17 protein-coding genes are annotated in these 13,980 nt (G+C 71.3%); 11 read left to right on the top strand and 6 right to left on the bottom strand.

Annotated elements, in window-relative coordinates:
* The first annotated feature begins 547 nt into the window (after window positions 1–547).
* The 4 genes from A3Q37_RS27635 (at window position 548) to A3Q37_RS27620 (ending at window position 3,915) form a co-directional block, all read left to right on the top strand.
* On the top strand, window positions 548–1,189 hold the full coding sequence (locus A3Q37_RS27635) for a TetR/AcrR family transcriptional regulator (RefSeq protein WP_065488355.1): 642 nt from the start codon (window positions 548–550) through the stop codon (window positions 1,187–1,189).
* Window positions 1,190–1,540: 351 nt separating this feature from the next.
* Complete coding sequence (locus A3Q37_RS27630) at window positions 1,541–2,749, top strand: pentapeptide repeat-containing protein (protein WP_065488353.1); 1,209 nt, start codon at window positions 1,541–1,543, stop codon at window positions 2,747–2,749.
* A 24-nt stretch (window positions 2,750–2,773) separates the two neighbouring features.
* Window positions 2,774–3,157, top strand: a complete 384-nt coding sequence (locus tag A3Q37_RS27625; RefSeq protein WP_065488351.1) for an NUDIX domain-containing protein — start codon at window positions 2,774–2,776, stop codon at window positions 3,155–3,157.
* Window positions 3,158–3,198: 41 nt separating this feature from the next.
* The gene (locus tag A3Q37_RS27620; protein ID WP_065488349.1) at window positions 3,199–3,915 is read left to right on the top strand and encodes an N-acyl homoserine lactonase family protein; all 717 of its coding nucleotides are present in this window, start codon (window positions 3,199–3,201) and stop codon (window positions 3,913–3,915) included.
* Window positions 3,916–3,925: 10 nt separating this feature from the next.
* On the opposite strand, the gene A3Q37_RS27615 is transcribed toward A3Q37_RS27620, so the two are convergent.
* Window positions 3,926–4,705 carry a GDSL-type esterase/lipase family protein gene (locus A3Q37_RS27615; protein WP_176711524.1) on the bottom strand — a complete coding sequence of 260 codons (780 nt, stop codon included), beginning with the start codon at window positions 4,703–4,705 and terminating at the stop codon, window positions 3,926–3,928.
* On the opposite strand from A3Q37_RS27615, the gene A3Q37_RS27610 reads away from it, so the two are divergent.
* Window positions 4,704–5,738 carry a hypothetical protein gene (locus A3Q37_RS27610; protein WP_065488347.1) on the top strand — a complete coding sequence of 345 codons (1,035 nt, stop codon included), beginning with the start codon at window positions 4,704–4,706 and terminating at the stop codon, window positions 5,736–5,738. The two genes, A3Q37_RS27615 and A3Q37_RS27610, sit on opposite strands and share 2 nt — an antisense overlap.
* Window positions 5,739–5,770: 32 nt before the next feature.
* On the opposite strand, the gene A3Q37_RS27605 is transcribed toward A3Q37_RS27610, so the two are convergent.
* Entirely contained in the window at window positions 5,771–6,172 is a 402-nt protein-coding gene (locus tag A3Q37_RS27605) for a PPOX class F420-dependent oxidoreductase (RefSeq protein ID WP_065488345.1), read from the bottom strand.
* A 31-nt stretch (window positions 6,173–6,203) separates the two neighbouring features.
* Window positions 6,204–7,016: a TetR/AcrR family transcriptional regulator C-terminal domain-containing protein gene (locus A3Q37_RS27600; protein WP_065488343.1), complete on the bottom strand. Its 813-nt coding sequence runs from the start codon at window positions 7,014–7,016 to the stop codon at window positions 6,204–6,206.
* A gap of 116 nt (window positions 7,017–7,132) precedes the next feature.
* Between A3Q37_RS27600 and A3Q37_RS27595 the strand changes: the two genes are divergently transcribed.
* The 3 genes from A3Q37_RS27595 (at window position 7,133) to A3Q37_RS27585 (ending at window position 9,627) form a co-directional block, all read left to right on the top strand.
* A complete protein-coding gene (locus A3Q37_RS27595) occupies window positions 7,133–8,125 on the top strand; it encodes an ATP-binding cassette domain-containing protein (RefSeq protein WP_065488341.1) in 993 nt (330 codons plus the stop codon).
* Window positions 8,122–9,000, top strand: coding sequence for an ABC transporter permease (locus tag A3Q37_RS27590; RefSeq protein WP_065488339.1), 879 nt, complete (start codon window positions 8,122–8,124; stop codon window positions 8,998–9,000). Before A3Q37_RS27595 ends, A3Q37_RS27590 begins: the two co-directional genes overlap by 4 nt.
* A gap of 69 nt (window positions 9,001–9,069) precedes the next feature.
* Complete coding sequence (locus A3Q37_RS27585; RefSeq protein ID WP_065488337.1) at window positions 9,070–9,627, top strand: GNAT family N-acetyltransferase; 558 nt, start codon at window positions 9,070–9,072, stop codon at window positions 9,625–9,627.
* Between the two features lie 12 nt (window positions 9,628–9,639).
* On the opposite strand, the gene A3Q37_RS27580 is transcribed toward A3Q37_RS27585, so the two are convergent.
* Window positions 9,640–10,104: a MarR family winged helix-turn-helix transcriptional regulator gene (locus A3Q37_RS27580; protein ID WP_065488335.1), complete on the bottom strand. Its 465-nt coding sequence runs from the start codon at window positions 10,102–10,104 to the stop codon at window positions 9,640–9,642.
* A 151-nt stretch (window positions 10,105–10,255) separates the two neighbouring features.
* Here A3Q37_RS27580 and A3Q37_RS27575 point away from each other — a divergent pair, with 151 nt between their 5' ends.
* Genes A3Q37_RS27575 through A3Q37_RS27565 form a run of 3 tightly spaced genes read left to right on the top strand, consistent with a single transcriptional unit; the run spans window position 10,256 to window position 12,123 of the window.
* The gene (locus tag A3Q37_RS27575) at window positions 10,256–10,903 is read left to right on the top strand and encodes a hydrolase (protein ID WP_065488333.1); all 648 of its coding nucleotides are present in this window, start codon (window positions 10,256–10,258) and stop codon (window positions 10,901–10,903) included.
* Window positions 10,904–10,945: 42 nt separating this feature from the next.
* The gene (locus A3Q37_RS27570) at window positions 10,946–11,668 is read left to right on the top strand and encodes a class I SAM-dependent methyltransferase (RefSeq protein WP_065488331.1); all 723 of its coding nucleotides are present in this window, start codon (window positions 10,946–10,948) and stop codon (window positions 11,666–11,668) included.
* 41 nt (window positions 11,669–11,709) lie between these two features.
* On the top strand, window positions 11,710–12,123 hold the full coding sequence (locus tag A3Q37_RS27565) for a DUF4259 domain-containing protein (RefSeq protein WP_065488329.1): 414 nt from the start codon (window positions 11,710–11,712) through the stop codon (window positions 12,121–12,123).
* Between the two features lie 13 nt (window positions 12,124–12,136).
* Here the strand turns inward: A3Q37_RS27565 and A3Q37_RS27560 are convergent, their stop codons facing one another.
* Both A3Q37_RS27560 and serC read right to left on the bottom strand, forming a co-directional pair.
* Entirely contained in the window at window positions 12,137–12,754 is a 618-nt protein-coding gene (locus tag A3Q37_RS27560) for a Uma2 family endonuclease (protein WP_065488327.1), read from the bottom strand.
* 94 nt (window positions 12,755–12,848) lie between these two features.
* Window positions 12,849–13,967 (bottom strand): phosphoserine transaminase, encoded by a 1,119-nt coding sequence (serC, locus tag A3Q37_RS27555; protein WP_065488326.1) that lies wholly within the window; start codon window positions 13,965–13,967, stop codon window positions 12,849–12,851.
* Window positions 13,968–13,980 lie beyond the last annotated feature (13 nt).

The following is a 13,980-nucleotide window of genomic DNA, read 5'->3' as shown; positions in this document are numbered from 1 at the left end:
CACCACGCTCAGCCAGGCGGTCGGGAGGACGAGGCACACGGACAGGGCGCCGGCGATCAAGGCCGCGAACACGGCGAGCACAGGCAGGAGGAAGATGAACATCCCCGAACCGACCCCTGCGTTCGGTGACTCCTGCGTCACGCCGTACACGACGGACACGACGTACGCGAGGATCGCCTCCAGGAGCAGCACCAGGATCGAGAGCCGCACTGACCGCCCGGAGAGCCACTCCTCCTCCGGTCTTCCTGTCCCCTCCACCGTCAGTCCCCCTTGCACGCGGTGATGCACGTGAGGCCTGCCCGGGGCGGGCCGCTGCGGGCATCGTGGCAGATCCGTTTGAACGCGTTCAACGCGGGGTGCGTGGTGGAGGGGACGTATGTGCGGGCGCACTCGGGGCGCGTAAAGAAGAAGCGTTTCCGCGTACGGCTATTACCCCGTACGGGTGTGGCGCGGCCGTCCGGGCGGCGGTGGGGCGAGCACAATGGGGCGGCGGTTCGTGCAGAGGCGCGCAGGCCCCTCTCCCGCACCTTGCGCTCAAGGAGGACCGGTGGCGGAGAGCTGGACGGTTCAGCGGACCGGGCCCGGGGACGCCGCGCGCACGCAGGCGCGGGAACAACTTCTGGAAGCGGCCAGGGAGCTGTACGGCGTCAACGGATACCGGGCGACGGCCGAGCACGACGTGTGCGAGGCGGCCGGGGTGCCGGTCGAGGTGCTGCGCCAGGAGTACGGCTCACGGGAGGGGCTGCTCATCGCCCTCCACAACCGGGTCACGACGACCGGGCTGCGGGCGGCGGAGCGCGCCCTGCTGACGGAGGGCATCGACGAGTGCTCGATCGAGGAGCGGGTCCGGCTGCTCTTCGACGCGTACGTGGAGGCCGTCACCAGCGACCCGCGCGAGGCCCGCGTGACGTTCGTCGAAGTGCTGGGCGTGAGCGCCGTGGTGGACGAGCACTGCAAGCTCTGGCGGGCGCTGTGGACGGAGTTCCTGACGGGCGAGGCCGAGCGGGCGGTGGACCGGGGCGAGGCGGAGGACCGGGACCACCGGGTCGATGTGATGGTGATGGTCGGCACGGTCCACGAACTGATGGCCCACCACGCCCGCCGCTGCCGCCGGGCCCGCCCCGGCGAGGTCTCGGGCGAACTGACCCAGCTGGCCCTGACGATGCTGGGGTCGCAGCGGAGCGGGTGAGGGCCCTTCCGGGCCCCGGCCCGGGGTGCCCGGTGCCGGCTCGGGCATCACGGAGACCGTGGACCGGTGCCGCCGGAACGGGTTGGTGCCCGTGCCGGCGACTCTGGCCCGGTCTCCGGTCGGCCGTTACCTGACCGACCGCTTCGGCTACGGCCTCGCCTTCTGTAGAGACCTCACACCGGAAGATGGCGCTCGAACGGCTCGGAGCCCGGTGCGAGCCACGCAGGGCAGGCCGCCACGGCACGCTGAGCGTCATACGGGCCCGCTGAAGTCGCGGCGCGCGGTCGCCCTGCGGCTGCGGCTTGTCGGGTTCGGGCAAATGTTCATGCGATCTGGTGTGTCCTTGTAGTCATGAAGACGCGTTCGCCGTCCCGTCGGGGAGACCGTGGCCTGCGGCTGTGGCCCGTCGGCCGTGCTCTTGCCCTCACCTTCACCTTGGCGGTTCTCGTTGCGGCGGGGGTCTTCTACACCGGGTGGGAGCTGCTCGCGGTGCAAGGCCTCAAGCCTCAGCGCCGCATTGACGCGAAGACCCTCTTCGACCTGGTGACGTTGTCCTTCGGCGTGGTCGCCGGCGCGGGTGCCCTGGTCGCCCTGGTGGTGGCCTACCGACGCCAGCGCGTGGATGAGGAGGGGGCCCGGCGGGAAGCGACCCGTCTGCATACCGAGCGGTTCACCACGGCTGTGGGCCAGCTCGGTGACGAATCTCCGGCGGTGCGCCTGGGCGGGGTCCACGCCCTGGCCGGTCTCGCCGACGACGCGCCGGACAGTGGCCTGCGCCAGACATGCATCGATGTCCTGTGCGCTTACCTCCAGCTCCCGTTCACCCCCGACCCAGGCACCGACGATGCCAACCGGAAGGAACACCACCGCTACCTGGCCCTGCGCAAGGTCCGCCACACGATCTTGCGCCTCATCGGCGACCACTACCGGCGGGCGCCAGAAACCCACGGTTCCTGGCAGGGGTGCGACCTTGACCTGACCGGCGTCATCATCGACGGCGAGTTGGATTTCACCGGGGCGAGGTTCTCGGGGGGCAGGGTGTCCTTCGCCGGTGCGCGGTTTTCCGAGGACACGGTGTCTTTCAGCTACGTAGAGTTCGCCGGCGGAGACGTGCACTTCGAGCACGCGACGTTCTCCGACGACGCGATGTTGTTCTTCATCGACGCGGAGTTCTCCGGCGGCGACGTGCACTTCAACAGCGCGACGTTCTCCTGCGACGTGTTCTTCACGAACGCGAGGTTCTCCGGAGGCACGGTGTCATTCGGCCACGCGAGGTTCTCCGGCGGATCTGTGAACTTCAGTGAGGCAACCTTTCTCGGCGGGTTTGTGTCGTTCGCCCATGTGGAGTTTGAGGACTGCGCTGTCTCCTTTGATTCCGTGACGTTCCACGACGCACCAGTGCAGAACGATGACCCGGACTCTGTGCTGTTCATCGGTATGAGGTACAGCGGCGGGAGCATGACCCTCGAAGGCGCCACAGGGCCGGCTCCTGAGGGGCTGTTGGAGGGACTTGGCAGTCCTGTGCCGCCGACGGTGATCCTGCCGCCTGCGTGGACATGAACCGTCCACGCTGGCGGCGCCGGGGTGGTTGCGGAGGTGCTGCGGGCCAACGCTGCGGACAACGGGACCTGGGAGCCGCCCGGGGGTGTGCTCGAACTGGCCGAGGCTCCCGAGGACGGCGTCCGACGCGAGGTCTTCGAGGAGACGGGTGCCAAGGTTCAGGTGGACCGGCTGACCGGCGTCTACAAGAACACCTCCCGAGGCATCGTCGCTCTGGTCTTCCGCTGTCGCGTCGAAGGCGGTCACGAGCAACTGACGGACGAGGCATCGGCAGTTGAATGGCTGACGCCGGACGAGGTGACCAGCCGCATGGCCGAGGTCTACGCGGTCAGGGTCACCGATGCGCTGCTGGGCGGAGCGCCCCGCGTACGTACCCATGACGGTCGAAGGCTCGCTCGGGACGCCTGAGATCGGGGACAACCGGTCGGCCGAGCTGACAGGCTGGCCGGATGACGCAGCGTACGAACACGACCGCGACCGTGACCGTGCACCGCCTCGACCTCGGCTCCTTCGTTCGGCCCGCGTCCGAGACCGGCGGGCCGCACCCCCGGGTCGAACCGGTGCTCGCCTACCTCGTCGAGCACGAGCGCGGCCGGATTCTCTTCGATACGGGGATCGGGGCGGGGGATCCCGGCGCCGAAGCGCACTACCGGCCCCGGCGCCGCCCGCTGGACGGTGCGCTTGCCGCCGTGGGGGCGGCACTTGAGGACGTGGCCCTCGTCGTGAACTGCCATCTCCACTTCGACCACATCGGCGGAAATCCTCTGCTGGCCGGGGTGCCCATCCTGGTCCAGGAGACCGAGCTGGCCGTCGCGCGGCGGGGCGGGTACACCATCGACGCCCTGGTCGACTTTCCCGGTGCGGTGTACGAGGAGCTTTCCGGGGAGGCCGAGCTCTGGCCCGGGGTGTGGATCGTGCCGACTCCCGGCCATACGGACGGACACCAGTCGCTGGTGGTCCGGCGCGATGACGGCACTGTCGTCGCCCTCGCCGGGCAGGCCCACGACTTCGCCTCGCACTACGCGTCCGACGAGCTGGCCCGCCGCGCCGCGCTCGACGGGGTGGCGCAGCCGCTGCCGCCCTACCGGCCCTGGCTGGACCGGCTGGCCGCGTTCGATCCGGCACGGGTGTTCTTCGCGCACGACTCCTCGGTGTGGGAGCCGTGACGGTCGGGCCTCAGACCGTGGCGGAGACCAATGACTCCTGGGGCGCGGGCCCGGCCGCGTACGGGCCGCCCAGCCCCCACGCCTGGTGCATCGCGTCGGCGAAGGTCGCCGCCAGGAGGTGTTCGCCGGTCGGGCCGGGGTGGGTGCCGTCGTACGTGTCCGTGTGGATGTCGTAGCCCGGCGGGCGCGAGGCCAGCAGGAGGGGGGAGGACGGGGTGTCCAGGTCGGCCACGGCCTTGGCCAGCAGTTCGTTGAAGCGGGCGCAGGAGGCGGCGAAGGGGGCGTCCGTCTCGGCCCGGATGTTCGGTATCACCGGGAGCAGGACCATGCGCAGCCGCGGGTTCGCCGTGCGGGCCGCCGTGATGAACGCGCGGGCGTTCGCCGCTGTCTGCTCGGCGTCCGTGTAGAAGCCGAGGTCTATCAGGCCCAGCGAGACCAGCAGGACGTCCGCCTCCGTCTCGCGCACCGCGTCCGCGATCACCGGGGCCATGTGCAGCCAGCCCTCGCCCCAGCCGGACAGATGACGGCGGGCGGCGGGCGGGAAAGACGGGTCGGCGTACGCGTGGGAGAGCGGGGCGTCCGCCTCGGCGTCGTACAGCGTCGAGCGCGGGCCGACGATCTCGTACGGGAGGCCGGGGAACGCCTCCAGGTGCTGCCACATCCGGTAACGCCAGGTGAAGTCGCCGGCGTGCCCGATGGTCATGGAATCGCCGACGAAGAGGAAACGCATGGCGTCATCATGGCCGATCACGGCTCCGGCCTGCGACGTGACGATGGACACTTGGGTCATGCGCCTGTATCCGACCGGGCCGGCCGGCCGCGCCGCCGCCGCTCTCGCCACCTCCCTCGCGGTGCTCGTCCCGCTGTTCGCCGGGGCCGGCCCGGCCGTGGCCGACGACGGGCGGCCCGACCGTGACTTCACGATCGAGGACCCCCGTATCACCGAGTCCAGCGGCCTCGCCGCCAGCCGCGTCCACCCCGGCGTCTACTGGACGCACAACGACAGCGACGACGGCCCCTACGTCTTCGCCGTCGACTCCCGTACGGGCAAGACCGTCGCGACGATCACCATGCGCGGCATCGGGGAGCCGCGTGATGTCGAGGCCATCTCCATCGGGCCCGACGGGAACATCTACGTCGGCGACATCGGCGACAACCTGGACGGCTCCTGGAGCCATGTCTGGATCTACCGGTTCCCCGAGCCGAAGGAGCTGCGCGACGCCACCGTCGACGCCGTCCAGTACGACGTGAAGTACGCCGACGGGGCCCGCAACGCCGAGGCGCTGATGGTCCACCCGAAGACCGGCCGCGTCTACATCGCCTCCAAGAACGAGGACGGCGGCGGCCTCTACGAAGGCCCCGCGAAGCTGACCGCCGGGGCCGTGAACACCTTCCGGCGGGTCGACGAGGTGCCGTGGGTCACGGACGGGGCCTTCTCGCCCGACGGGAAGCACCTGGTGCTGCGTTCGTACTTCAGCGCCCGCGAGTACGCCTTCGAGAACGGCCGCCTCGGCGAGGACCGGTCCGTCGCCGCCCCGTTCCAGCGGCAGGCCGAGTCCGTGACGTACACGGCGGACGGCTCGGCCATGATGTTCGGCTCGGAGGGGGCGCGGAGTGACGTCGTCCGGGTGGAGGTGCCGGGCGGCGGCCCCGGCGGCGATCAGGAGCGGGGGAAGCCCTCCGGGAGTGCCGGCGGCGAAGCCGGTGACCAGGGCGGTGGCGGGGAAGGCGCCGGCAAGAGCGGCGCCGGGCTCGGTGCGGCGATCGTCATCGGGGCGGGCGTGCTGTGGCTCGCACTCCGGCGGAAGCGGGGGCAGGGATAGGGGGCAGGGGTAGGGGGCAGGGCTAGCTCCCCTCAGTCCTCGTCCGTCATCGGCCACACCTCGTAATGCAGTGTCCGGTCCCGCTTCAGCCGGTGCGCGAGCGGGACCAGCACGCCCTGCACGACCGGGTACTTGCGCGACAGCATCCGCGCCGCGTGCGTGTTCTCCTTCGTGCCCGGCCGCAGCAGCCGCGCGTGCGCCCTGATCTGCGGTCCGGTCGGGACGCCCCACACCGTGCAGGGGGCGAGCTCCACCCGCGGGTGGTTGCGCATCCGCTCGACCTTCCAGGCGGACGAGAACGTGCGGATGAACGCGTGATCGCCCTCGACGGCGATGTTGACCGGCGTGCCGACGGAGGTCCCGTCCTGCCGGTGGGTGCTCAGCAGGACGGCGTACTGCTTGACGAAAGGAGCGAGCTCCCGGCTGGCATCCATATATCCATTGGGGCACGCACCGGCCGCCCTGTCATGTGCGGGACGCAGCCCGTTCCGCCGCCCGCTCCCGGACCAGTGCGTCGAAACCGGCGATCAGCCGCTCAAGGCCGAACTCGAAGTGGTCGAACTCGGAGCTGAAGGTGTCCTCCGCCATGGCCGCCATCACCGGGTACGCGCCGCTCAGCATGGCCCGCTCCAGGAACGGGCGCTGGTGGTCCCAGAACGCCTCGTCGCTCAGCCCGGTCTGCGCCACCGCCTCCGCCGCGTCGGCCTGCGTACGGGCCAGGCCCTCCACGAAGCTGTTCACCGCGATGATCACGCCGATCAGCTCGGGGTCCCGCAGGCCCATGTCGCGGAGGCCCGTGAGCGCGAGCTCCAGTCCGCGCAGGGCGCTGGGGCCGAGCACCGTACGGGCCTGGTTGATCTTCAGCAGCCAGGGGTGGCGGCGCAGATTCTCCAGGTGCCCCCGGGCCATCCCGTCGATCGCCGCGCGCCAGTCGGCGGGCGGCTCGTCGGGGCGGGCGGCGAACGGTTCGCCCTGCACCCGGTCGAGCATCAGGTCCAGCAGCTCCGCCTTGCCGGGGACGTACCGGTAGAGCGACATCGTGCCCGTGCCCAGCTCCGTGGAGAGCCGACGCATCGAGACGGCGGCCAGCCCCTCCGCGTCCGCGACGGCGACGGCGGCGGTGACGATCCGGTCCAGGGACAGCCCCGGTTTCGGGCCGCGGCTGGGGCGCTCGCCCGTGCCCCACAGAAGCTCCAGGCTGCGCGCGATGTCGCCGCTCCCGGTGGCCGAACCGTCCGTCTTCGACGCTGTCCCGGCTGTCGTTCCGTCGTTCGTCATGGGCTCAGCGTAATGGGCCGGAGAGAAAGTGGGTACGCCGTACTCATAATCGGGTACGGTGTGCTCAATTCGGGCGGCCGATCTTTCGGCCGTCGAGTGGAATCAGGGGGTACGTCATGTCCGCATCCGCATCCGGATACGCGGTGCTCGCCGAGGGCGTCGTGAAGCGGTACAAGGAGAAACGGGCCCTCGACGGGTTCGACCTCGCCGTCCGCCCCGGCACCGTCCACGGCCTCCTCGGCCCGAACGGGGCCGGCAAGACCACCGCCGTGCGGGTCCTCGCCACCCTGCTGCGGTACGACGCGGGCCGGGCCGAGGTCGCCGGGCTCGACGTGGCCCGCGAACCCCGCCGCGTACGGAGCCGGATCGGGCTCACCGGCCAGTACGCCGCCGTCGACGAAGGACTCACCGGGCGGCAGAACCTGGAGATGTTCGGGCGCCTCTTCCACCTCGGCAACCGCCGGGCCCGGCAGCGCGCCGGGGAACTGCTGGACCGGTTCGACCTGACCGACGCGGCCGACAAGTCCGCCAAGGAGTACAGCGGCGGCATGCGGCGCCGGCTCGACCTCGCCTCCTCGATGATCCTCCAGCCCGACGTGCTCTTCCTGGACGAGCCGACGACCGGGCTCGACCCGCGAAGCCGGGGCGAGGTCTGGGAGGCGGTCCGGGCGCTGGTGGCGGGCGGTACGACGGTGCTGCTGACCACGCAGTACCTCGACGAGGCGGACCGGCTCGCCTCGCACATCACCGTCATCGACCGGGGCCGGGCCATCGCCGACGACACCCCGGACGCGCTGAAGAACCGCGTCGGCGGCGACCGGATCGAGGTCGTCGCCGCCGACCCGGGCGACCTGGACGCGGTCGCGAAGACCGTCGACCGGGTGGCCGGGGGCGGGCTCGTCGTCACCGACGCCCCCGCCCGCCGGGTGCACGCCCAGGTCGCCGACCGGGTGGCCGCGCTCACCGAGGTGGTCCGGAGCCTCCAGGACGAAGGCATCGCGGTGGAGGACATCGGGCTGCGCCGGCCGAGCCTGGACGACGTGTTCCTGCGGCTGACGGGTCACGGTACGGCCGAGAACCACGACGCCCCGGAGGTGGCGGCGGCATGACGACATTCGGACGCAGCGCCGCGACGACGGGCGTACGCCGCCCGGGAGACGGCCCCGGCCCCTCCCGTAACCCCGACTCCTCCCACAGCCTCGTTTACTGGGCCGTCGTCGACTGCTGGAACATCACCCGTCGCACCCTCACCCACTACCAGCGTCAGCCCGCCGCGATCGTCTGGCAGCTCGGCTTCCCGATCCTCTCCCTCCTGCTGTACGGATACGTCTTCGGCAGCGCGATGAAGGTGCCCGGCGGCGGGGATTACCGGGAGTTCCTGATGCCCGGCATGTTCGCCATGACCATGGCCATGGGCTTCATGAACACCGCCGTCGCCGTCGTCACCGACGCCTCGAAGGGGGTCGTCGACCGCTTCCGGTCCATGCCGATGGCCCCGTCCGCGTTCGCCTCCGGGCGCGGGGCGGCCGATCTGGTGGTGGCCTCCGCCGAGCTGACCATCCTGGCCGTCACGGCCCTGCTGATCGGCTGGCGCGCGGACGGCGGGCCGCTGGGCGCGCTCGGGGCGTTCGGGCTGCTCCTGCTGCTGCGGTTCAGCCTGATCTGGGTGGGCGTCTGGCTCGGCATGCTGGTCCCCACCCCGGAGGCGGCGGGCGGGCTGTACGCGGTCGCCTTCCCCCTCACCATGATCTCCAGCACCTTCGTCTCGCCGTCCCTGATGCCGGACTGGCTCGGCTTCGTCGCTGCCTGGAACCCGATCTCCTCGACCGCGACGGCGACGCGCGAACTGTTCGGCAACCCGGTGGCGGGCGGCGGGACCTGGGTCGAGCAGCACGCGGTGCTGATGGCGGTGGTGTGGCCGCTGGTGGTCACGCTGGTGTTCCTGCCGCTGGCGGTGCGCCGCTTCCAGCGCCTGAGCCGGTGAGGGGCTGAACAGCCACTGGCTCGGAAAAGGGCGGTCGGGGCGGACGCCGGCCGCGTAGGGTCGGGCCTCGTGCCGACGACCGCGACCCCCTTGCCCCTCACCCCGCAGCCCTTCGCCACCGCCCGCCTCGACGCGCTCCCGCTCGAACCGGCGTACGCCGAGGAGATGGCTGCCGTCCTCGCGGACCCGGCGCTGTACGTGTTCACCGGGGGCGAGCCGCCCGCCCCGGCCGCGCTGCGGTCCCGGTACGAGCGCCAGTGCGCCGGGTCGCCGGACGCGGGGGAGCGGTGGTGGAACTGGGTGCTCAGGGTTCGTACGGCCGGGGACGAGAAGGCGTACGGGGAACTCGTCGGATACGTCCAGGCGACGGTACGAGGGCCCCGCGCGGAGATCGCCTGGGTCGTCGGAACGCCCTGGCAGGGCCGGGGTTACGCGAGCGAGGCCGCGCAGGGCCTGGCGGCGCATCTGGCCTCGGCCGGGGGCGTCCGGGAGCTCGTCGCCCACATCCACCCCGACCACGTCGCGTCCGCAGCCGTGGCGGTGGCGGCGGGTCTCGGCCCGACCGGGGAGTGGGAGGACAGTGAGCGGCGGTGGGCCGCGAGCGTGACACCGCTGCCGGTGCCGTAAGGCGGAGTTCCGTCAGTCGGGCTGCTTCTCCAGGTGGGCGAGGACGCGGTTCGAGATCCGGGCCAGGGTGTCCAGCTCTTCCTGGGTGAGCGCGTCGATGAACAGCCGCCGGACGTGCTCGACGTGCACGGGCGCGGCCTCCTCGATCGCCTCGCGGCCGGCCGGTGTGGCGACGATGAACGCGCCGCGTCCGTCGTCGGGGCAGTCCTCCTTGGTCACGAGACCGCGCTTGGCCATCCGCGCCACCTGGTGGGACATGCGGCTCTTCTCCCACTCCACCAGCTTGGTCAGGTCCATGAAGCGCATGCGCCCGCCGGCCTCGGTGAGTTTGGCCAGCACGATGTAGTCGGCGGGGGACATGCGGGAGTCGGCCTGGACCCGGCGCGACAGCCGTCCGATGAGCTTCTCCTGCATGCGGATGAAGCCGTCCCAGGCGGCCTGCTGCTCCGGGTTCAGCCAGCGAGGCGTCGCGTTCATGCGAGGAGCGTAGCGAGGCCGCCCCGGGCGTCTCCATCGGAGGCTCGGGGCGGCGTTCGCGGCAAGTCTCCTGCGCCAGACCATGGTTGACGCGTCAACCACCCATGCCTAGGGTGGATGACGTATCAACCAGCTGCTGGAGGGGATTCCCATGAGCGCCCAGAACAAGGCCGGACTCGACGCGCTGCTGACGCCCGAGGAGAGCGTCGTGGTGCTGATCGACCATCAGCCGTTCCAGGTCGCCAACCTGCACAGCCATGAGCCGACGATGGTCGTGAACAACGTCGTCGGGCTCGCCAAGACCGCCAAGGCGTACGGCGTCCCGACCATCCTGACGACGGTGCTGGCGGAGCGCGGCGGCCGGCTGATCCAGGGCGTCCAAGACGTGTTCCCGGACCAGAAGCCGATCGACCGGACGCTCATCAACACCTGGCAGGACGAGCGCGTCGTCGACGCCGTCAGGGCGACCGGCCGCAAGAAGCTGATCCTCGCCGGGCTCTGGACGGAGATATGCCTGGCGATGCCGGCCATCCAGGCGGCGGGCGAGGGGTTCGAGGTCTACGCCGTCACCGACGCGTCCGGGGGCGTGTCGGCCGAGGCCCACGACATGGCGGTACGGCGCATGGTCCAGGTGGGCGTCGTGCCGATCACATGGCTGGCCGTGATGGCCGAGTGGCAGCGCGACTGGGCCCGCGAGGAGACGATCCAGGGGGCCATCGAGGTGCAGGCGCAGCACGGCGGCGCCTCGGGTGTGGCCTTCGCCTGGGAGATGCAGCTGCTGGCCGGGGGTGCCGCCTGACACCCGGACAGCAGGCTTGACGAGCGCCTAGGGTGATGCGCCATGACCACCCCTGACCTGTCGCCCGGCTTTCTGCACGCCACCCGGACCTCGTACGACGCCATGGCCCCCGCCTACGTCGATTTCGCCCGCGGCGAGCTGGCCGCCAAGCCCTTGGAACGTGCGCTGTTGAGTACGTTCGCGGAACTGGCGGCGGCGGGTGGCGGCGGCCTCCCGGTGGCCGATGTCGGCTGCGGCACGGGCCGGGTGACCGGGCATCTCCACGGACTCGGCCGGGGACTGGACCTGTTCGGGATCGACCTCTCCCCGCAGATGGTCGCGGTGGCGCGGCAGGAGCATCCCGGGCTGCGGTTCGAGGAGGGCTCCATGCTCGCCCTCGACCTGCCGGACGCGTCGCTGGGCGGGCTGCTCGCCTGGTACTCGACGATCCACGTCCCGGACGAGGAACTGCCGCGCGCCTTCGCGGAGTTCCACCGCGTGCTGGCCCCGGGAGGCTACGTACAGCTGGGCTTCCAGGCCGGCGACGAGCCGGTGCGGCGGACGGAGGCGTGGGGTCTGGAGATCTCGCTCGTCTTCCACCGGCGGCAGCCGGAGCGGATCGCCGAACTGCTGCGGGACGCGGGCCTGGAGGTGGTGTCCCGGGTGTGGCGGGAGCGGGAGACGGACGGGCCGTTCCCGGAGCGGGCGCCGCAGGGGTTCGTCCTTGCGCGCAGGCCGATTGTCAGTGGTGGCTGTGAGGATGGGGACATCAGCGCAACGGACTGACCGGGCGCGGACCAACCGGCACACGGATTGAGGGGGACCCTATGGGCGCCTGGGACATCGGCCACTTCGACAACGACACCGCGGCCGACTTCGGCGGCCGGGTGGACGACGCGGAGCCGGAGAAGAAGGCGGACGTGCTCCGGGACGTCCTGACCGCCGTGGCGGGCACGGGCCCCGAGGACTACGTGGACGGCGGGGAGGAGGCGGTGGCCGCCGCGGCGCTGGTCGCGGCCCAGTGCCCCGGCGGCGACCCCGTCACCACGCCGTACGGCCCGAAGAACCCCCTGCCGCCGCTCCCCGCCGATCTGCGCCCGCTGGCTGTCCGCGCCCTGGACCGCCTCACCGCGAAGAACGCCGAGCCGCTGGACCTGTGGGCGGACGCCGGCGCGGACCAGGAGTGGCTGGCAGGGATAGCCGTGCTGCGGGCGGTGCTGGCGGGGGCACCGGGGGAGTAGGCCGCCCGCGTCCTCAGCGTTTCGGGCTGCCCGCGCGCACGATCTCGTCGACGTCCAGGGAGACTTCGGCGCCGATGGAGGCGGGCAGCGGGGCCTGCTGGCCGGGGGCGTAGACCTCGTGGCGGTCGTAGCCGGCGGGGAGGGGTTCGGTCAGGACGTGGACCCGGCCGTGCTTGCGGTCGACGATGACGTAGACCGGGATCTTGGCCCGGGCGTAGGCGGTGACCTTGTGGCGGAGGTCGGTCCGGTGGTTCTCGGAGGTGACCTCCAGGACCAGCCGGAAGCAGGCGGGGTCGTAGCAGTTGTTCTCGATCAGGTGGTCGTCGAAGTCGGCGTCGACGATCGACAGGTCGGGGATGGCGTAGTCCTCGGGGCCGCTGGGGAGCCAGAGACCGATGCCCTGGAGGACCTCGGCTTCGGTGTCGCCGTCGCTGAGGCCTGCGGAGAGGAGCGGGAGCATCACCGTGGTCAGCGCGTTGGCATGGGGGCCGTCCCGGAGCGGTGCCACGGTGAGCATGCCGTCGATGATCTCGACCCGGTACCCCGGAAGCCGGTCCATGAGCCGGTTCGCCGCTTCGATCAGCGGTTTCGGCTCATCGGCGCCGGGGCGGTCGACTGCTGCCGTGGGCATGGCGGGCCTCCTGGGCGATAGGGGTGAGGCAGAAACGGCCCGGCACCCACGTGGGTGCCGGGCCGTCCCCGTACAGCCGTACAGAGCCGAGGAGCTACAGCTTTTCGATCACGTAGTCGATGCACGCCGTCAGCGCCTGCACGTCCGCCGGGTCGATCGCCGGGAACATCGCCACGCGCAGCTGGTTGCGGCCCAGCTTGCGGTACGGCTCGGTGTCCACGATGCCGTTGGCGCGCAGCACCTTGGCGACCGCCGCCGCGTCGATCTCGTCCGCGAAGTCGATCGTGCCGATCACCTGCGAGCGCTTCGCCGGGTCCGTGACGAACGGGGTGGCGTACTTCGACTCGTCGGCCCAGCCGTAGAGGTGGCCCGACGACGCGGCCGTCCGGCCCGTCGTGAAGTCCAGGCCGCCCTGGCTGTTCATCCACTTCAGCTGCTCGTTCAGCAGGAAGAGGGTGGCCAGCGCCGGAGTGTTGTACGTCTGGTTCTTCAGCGAGTTGTCGATCGCCGTCGGCAGCGAGAAGAACTCCGGGATGTGCCGGCCCGAGGCGTGGATCCGGGCCGCGCGCTCCAGCGCCGCCGGGGAGAACACGCCGATCCACAGGCCGCCGTCCGAGGCGAACGACTTCTGCGGGGCGAAGTAGTAGACGTCGGACTCGGTGATGTCGACCGGCAGGCCGCCCGCGCCCGAGGTGGCGTCCACCAGGACGAGCGCGCCCTCGTCGGCGCCCGCGACGCGCTTGACCGGCGCCGCGACACCCGTCGAGGTCTCATTGTGGGTGAAGGCGTAGACGTCCACCCCCGCCTCGGCCTGCGGCTCCGGGTGCGTGCCCGGCTCGGAGGCGATGACGGTGGGGTCGGACAGCCAGGGCGCGAGCTTCGCGGCCTTGGCGAACTTCGACGAGAACTCGCCGAAGTTCAGGTGCTGGGACTTCGAGTCGATCAGACCGTGCGTCGCCACGTCCCAGAAGGCGGTCGAGCCGCCGTTGCCGAGGATGACCTCGTAACCCTCGGGCAGGGAGAAGAGCGCGCGCACACCGTCCCGTACCTCGCCGACCAGGTTCTTGACCGGGGCCTGGCGGTGGGACGTACCGAGGAGGGAGGTGCCGGTGGCGGCCAGCGCGTCGAGCGCCTCCGTCCGTACCTTGGAAGGACCGGCGCCGAAGCGTCCGTCGGCGGGCTTGATGTCAGCGGGAATCTGGATGTCGGCCACGGGACGGAGCGTA

The sequence above is a fragment of the Streptomyces sp. PTY087I2 genome, assembly GCF_001687325.1.
Classification (GTDB): domain Bacteria; phylum Actinomycetota; class Actinomycetes; order Streptomycetales; family Streptomycetaceae; genus Streptomyces.
The sequence above is the reverse complement of the archived record's forward strand: the minus strand, read 5'-3'. Positions and strand labels throughout refer to the sequence as shown.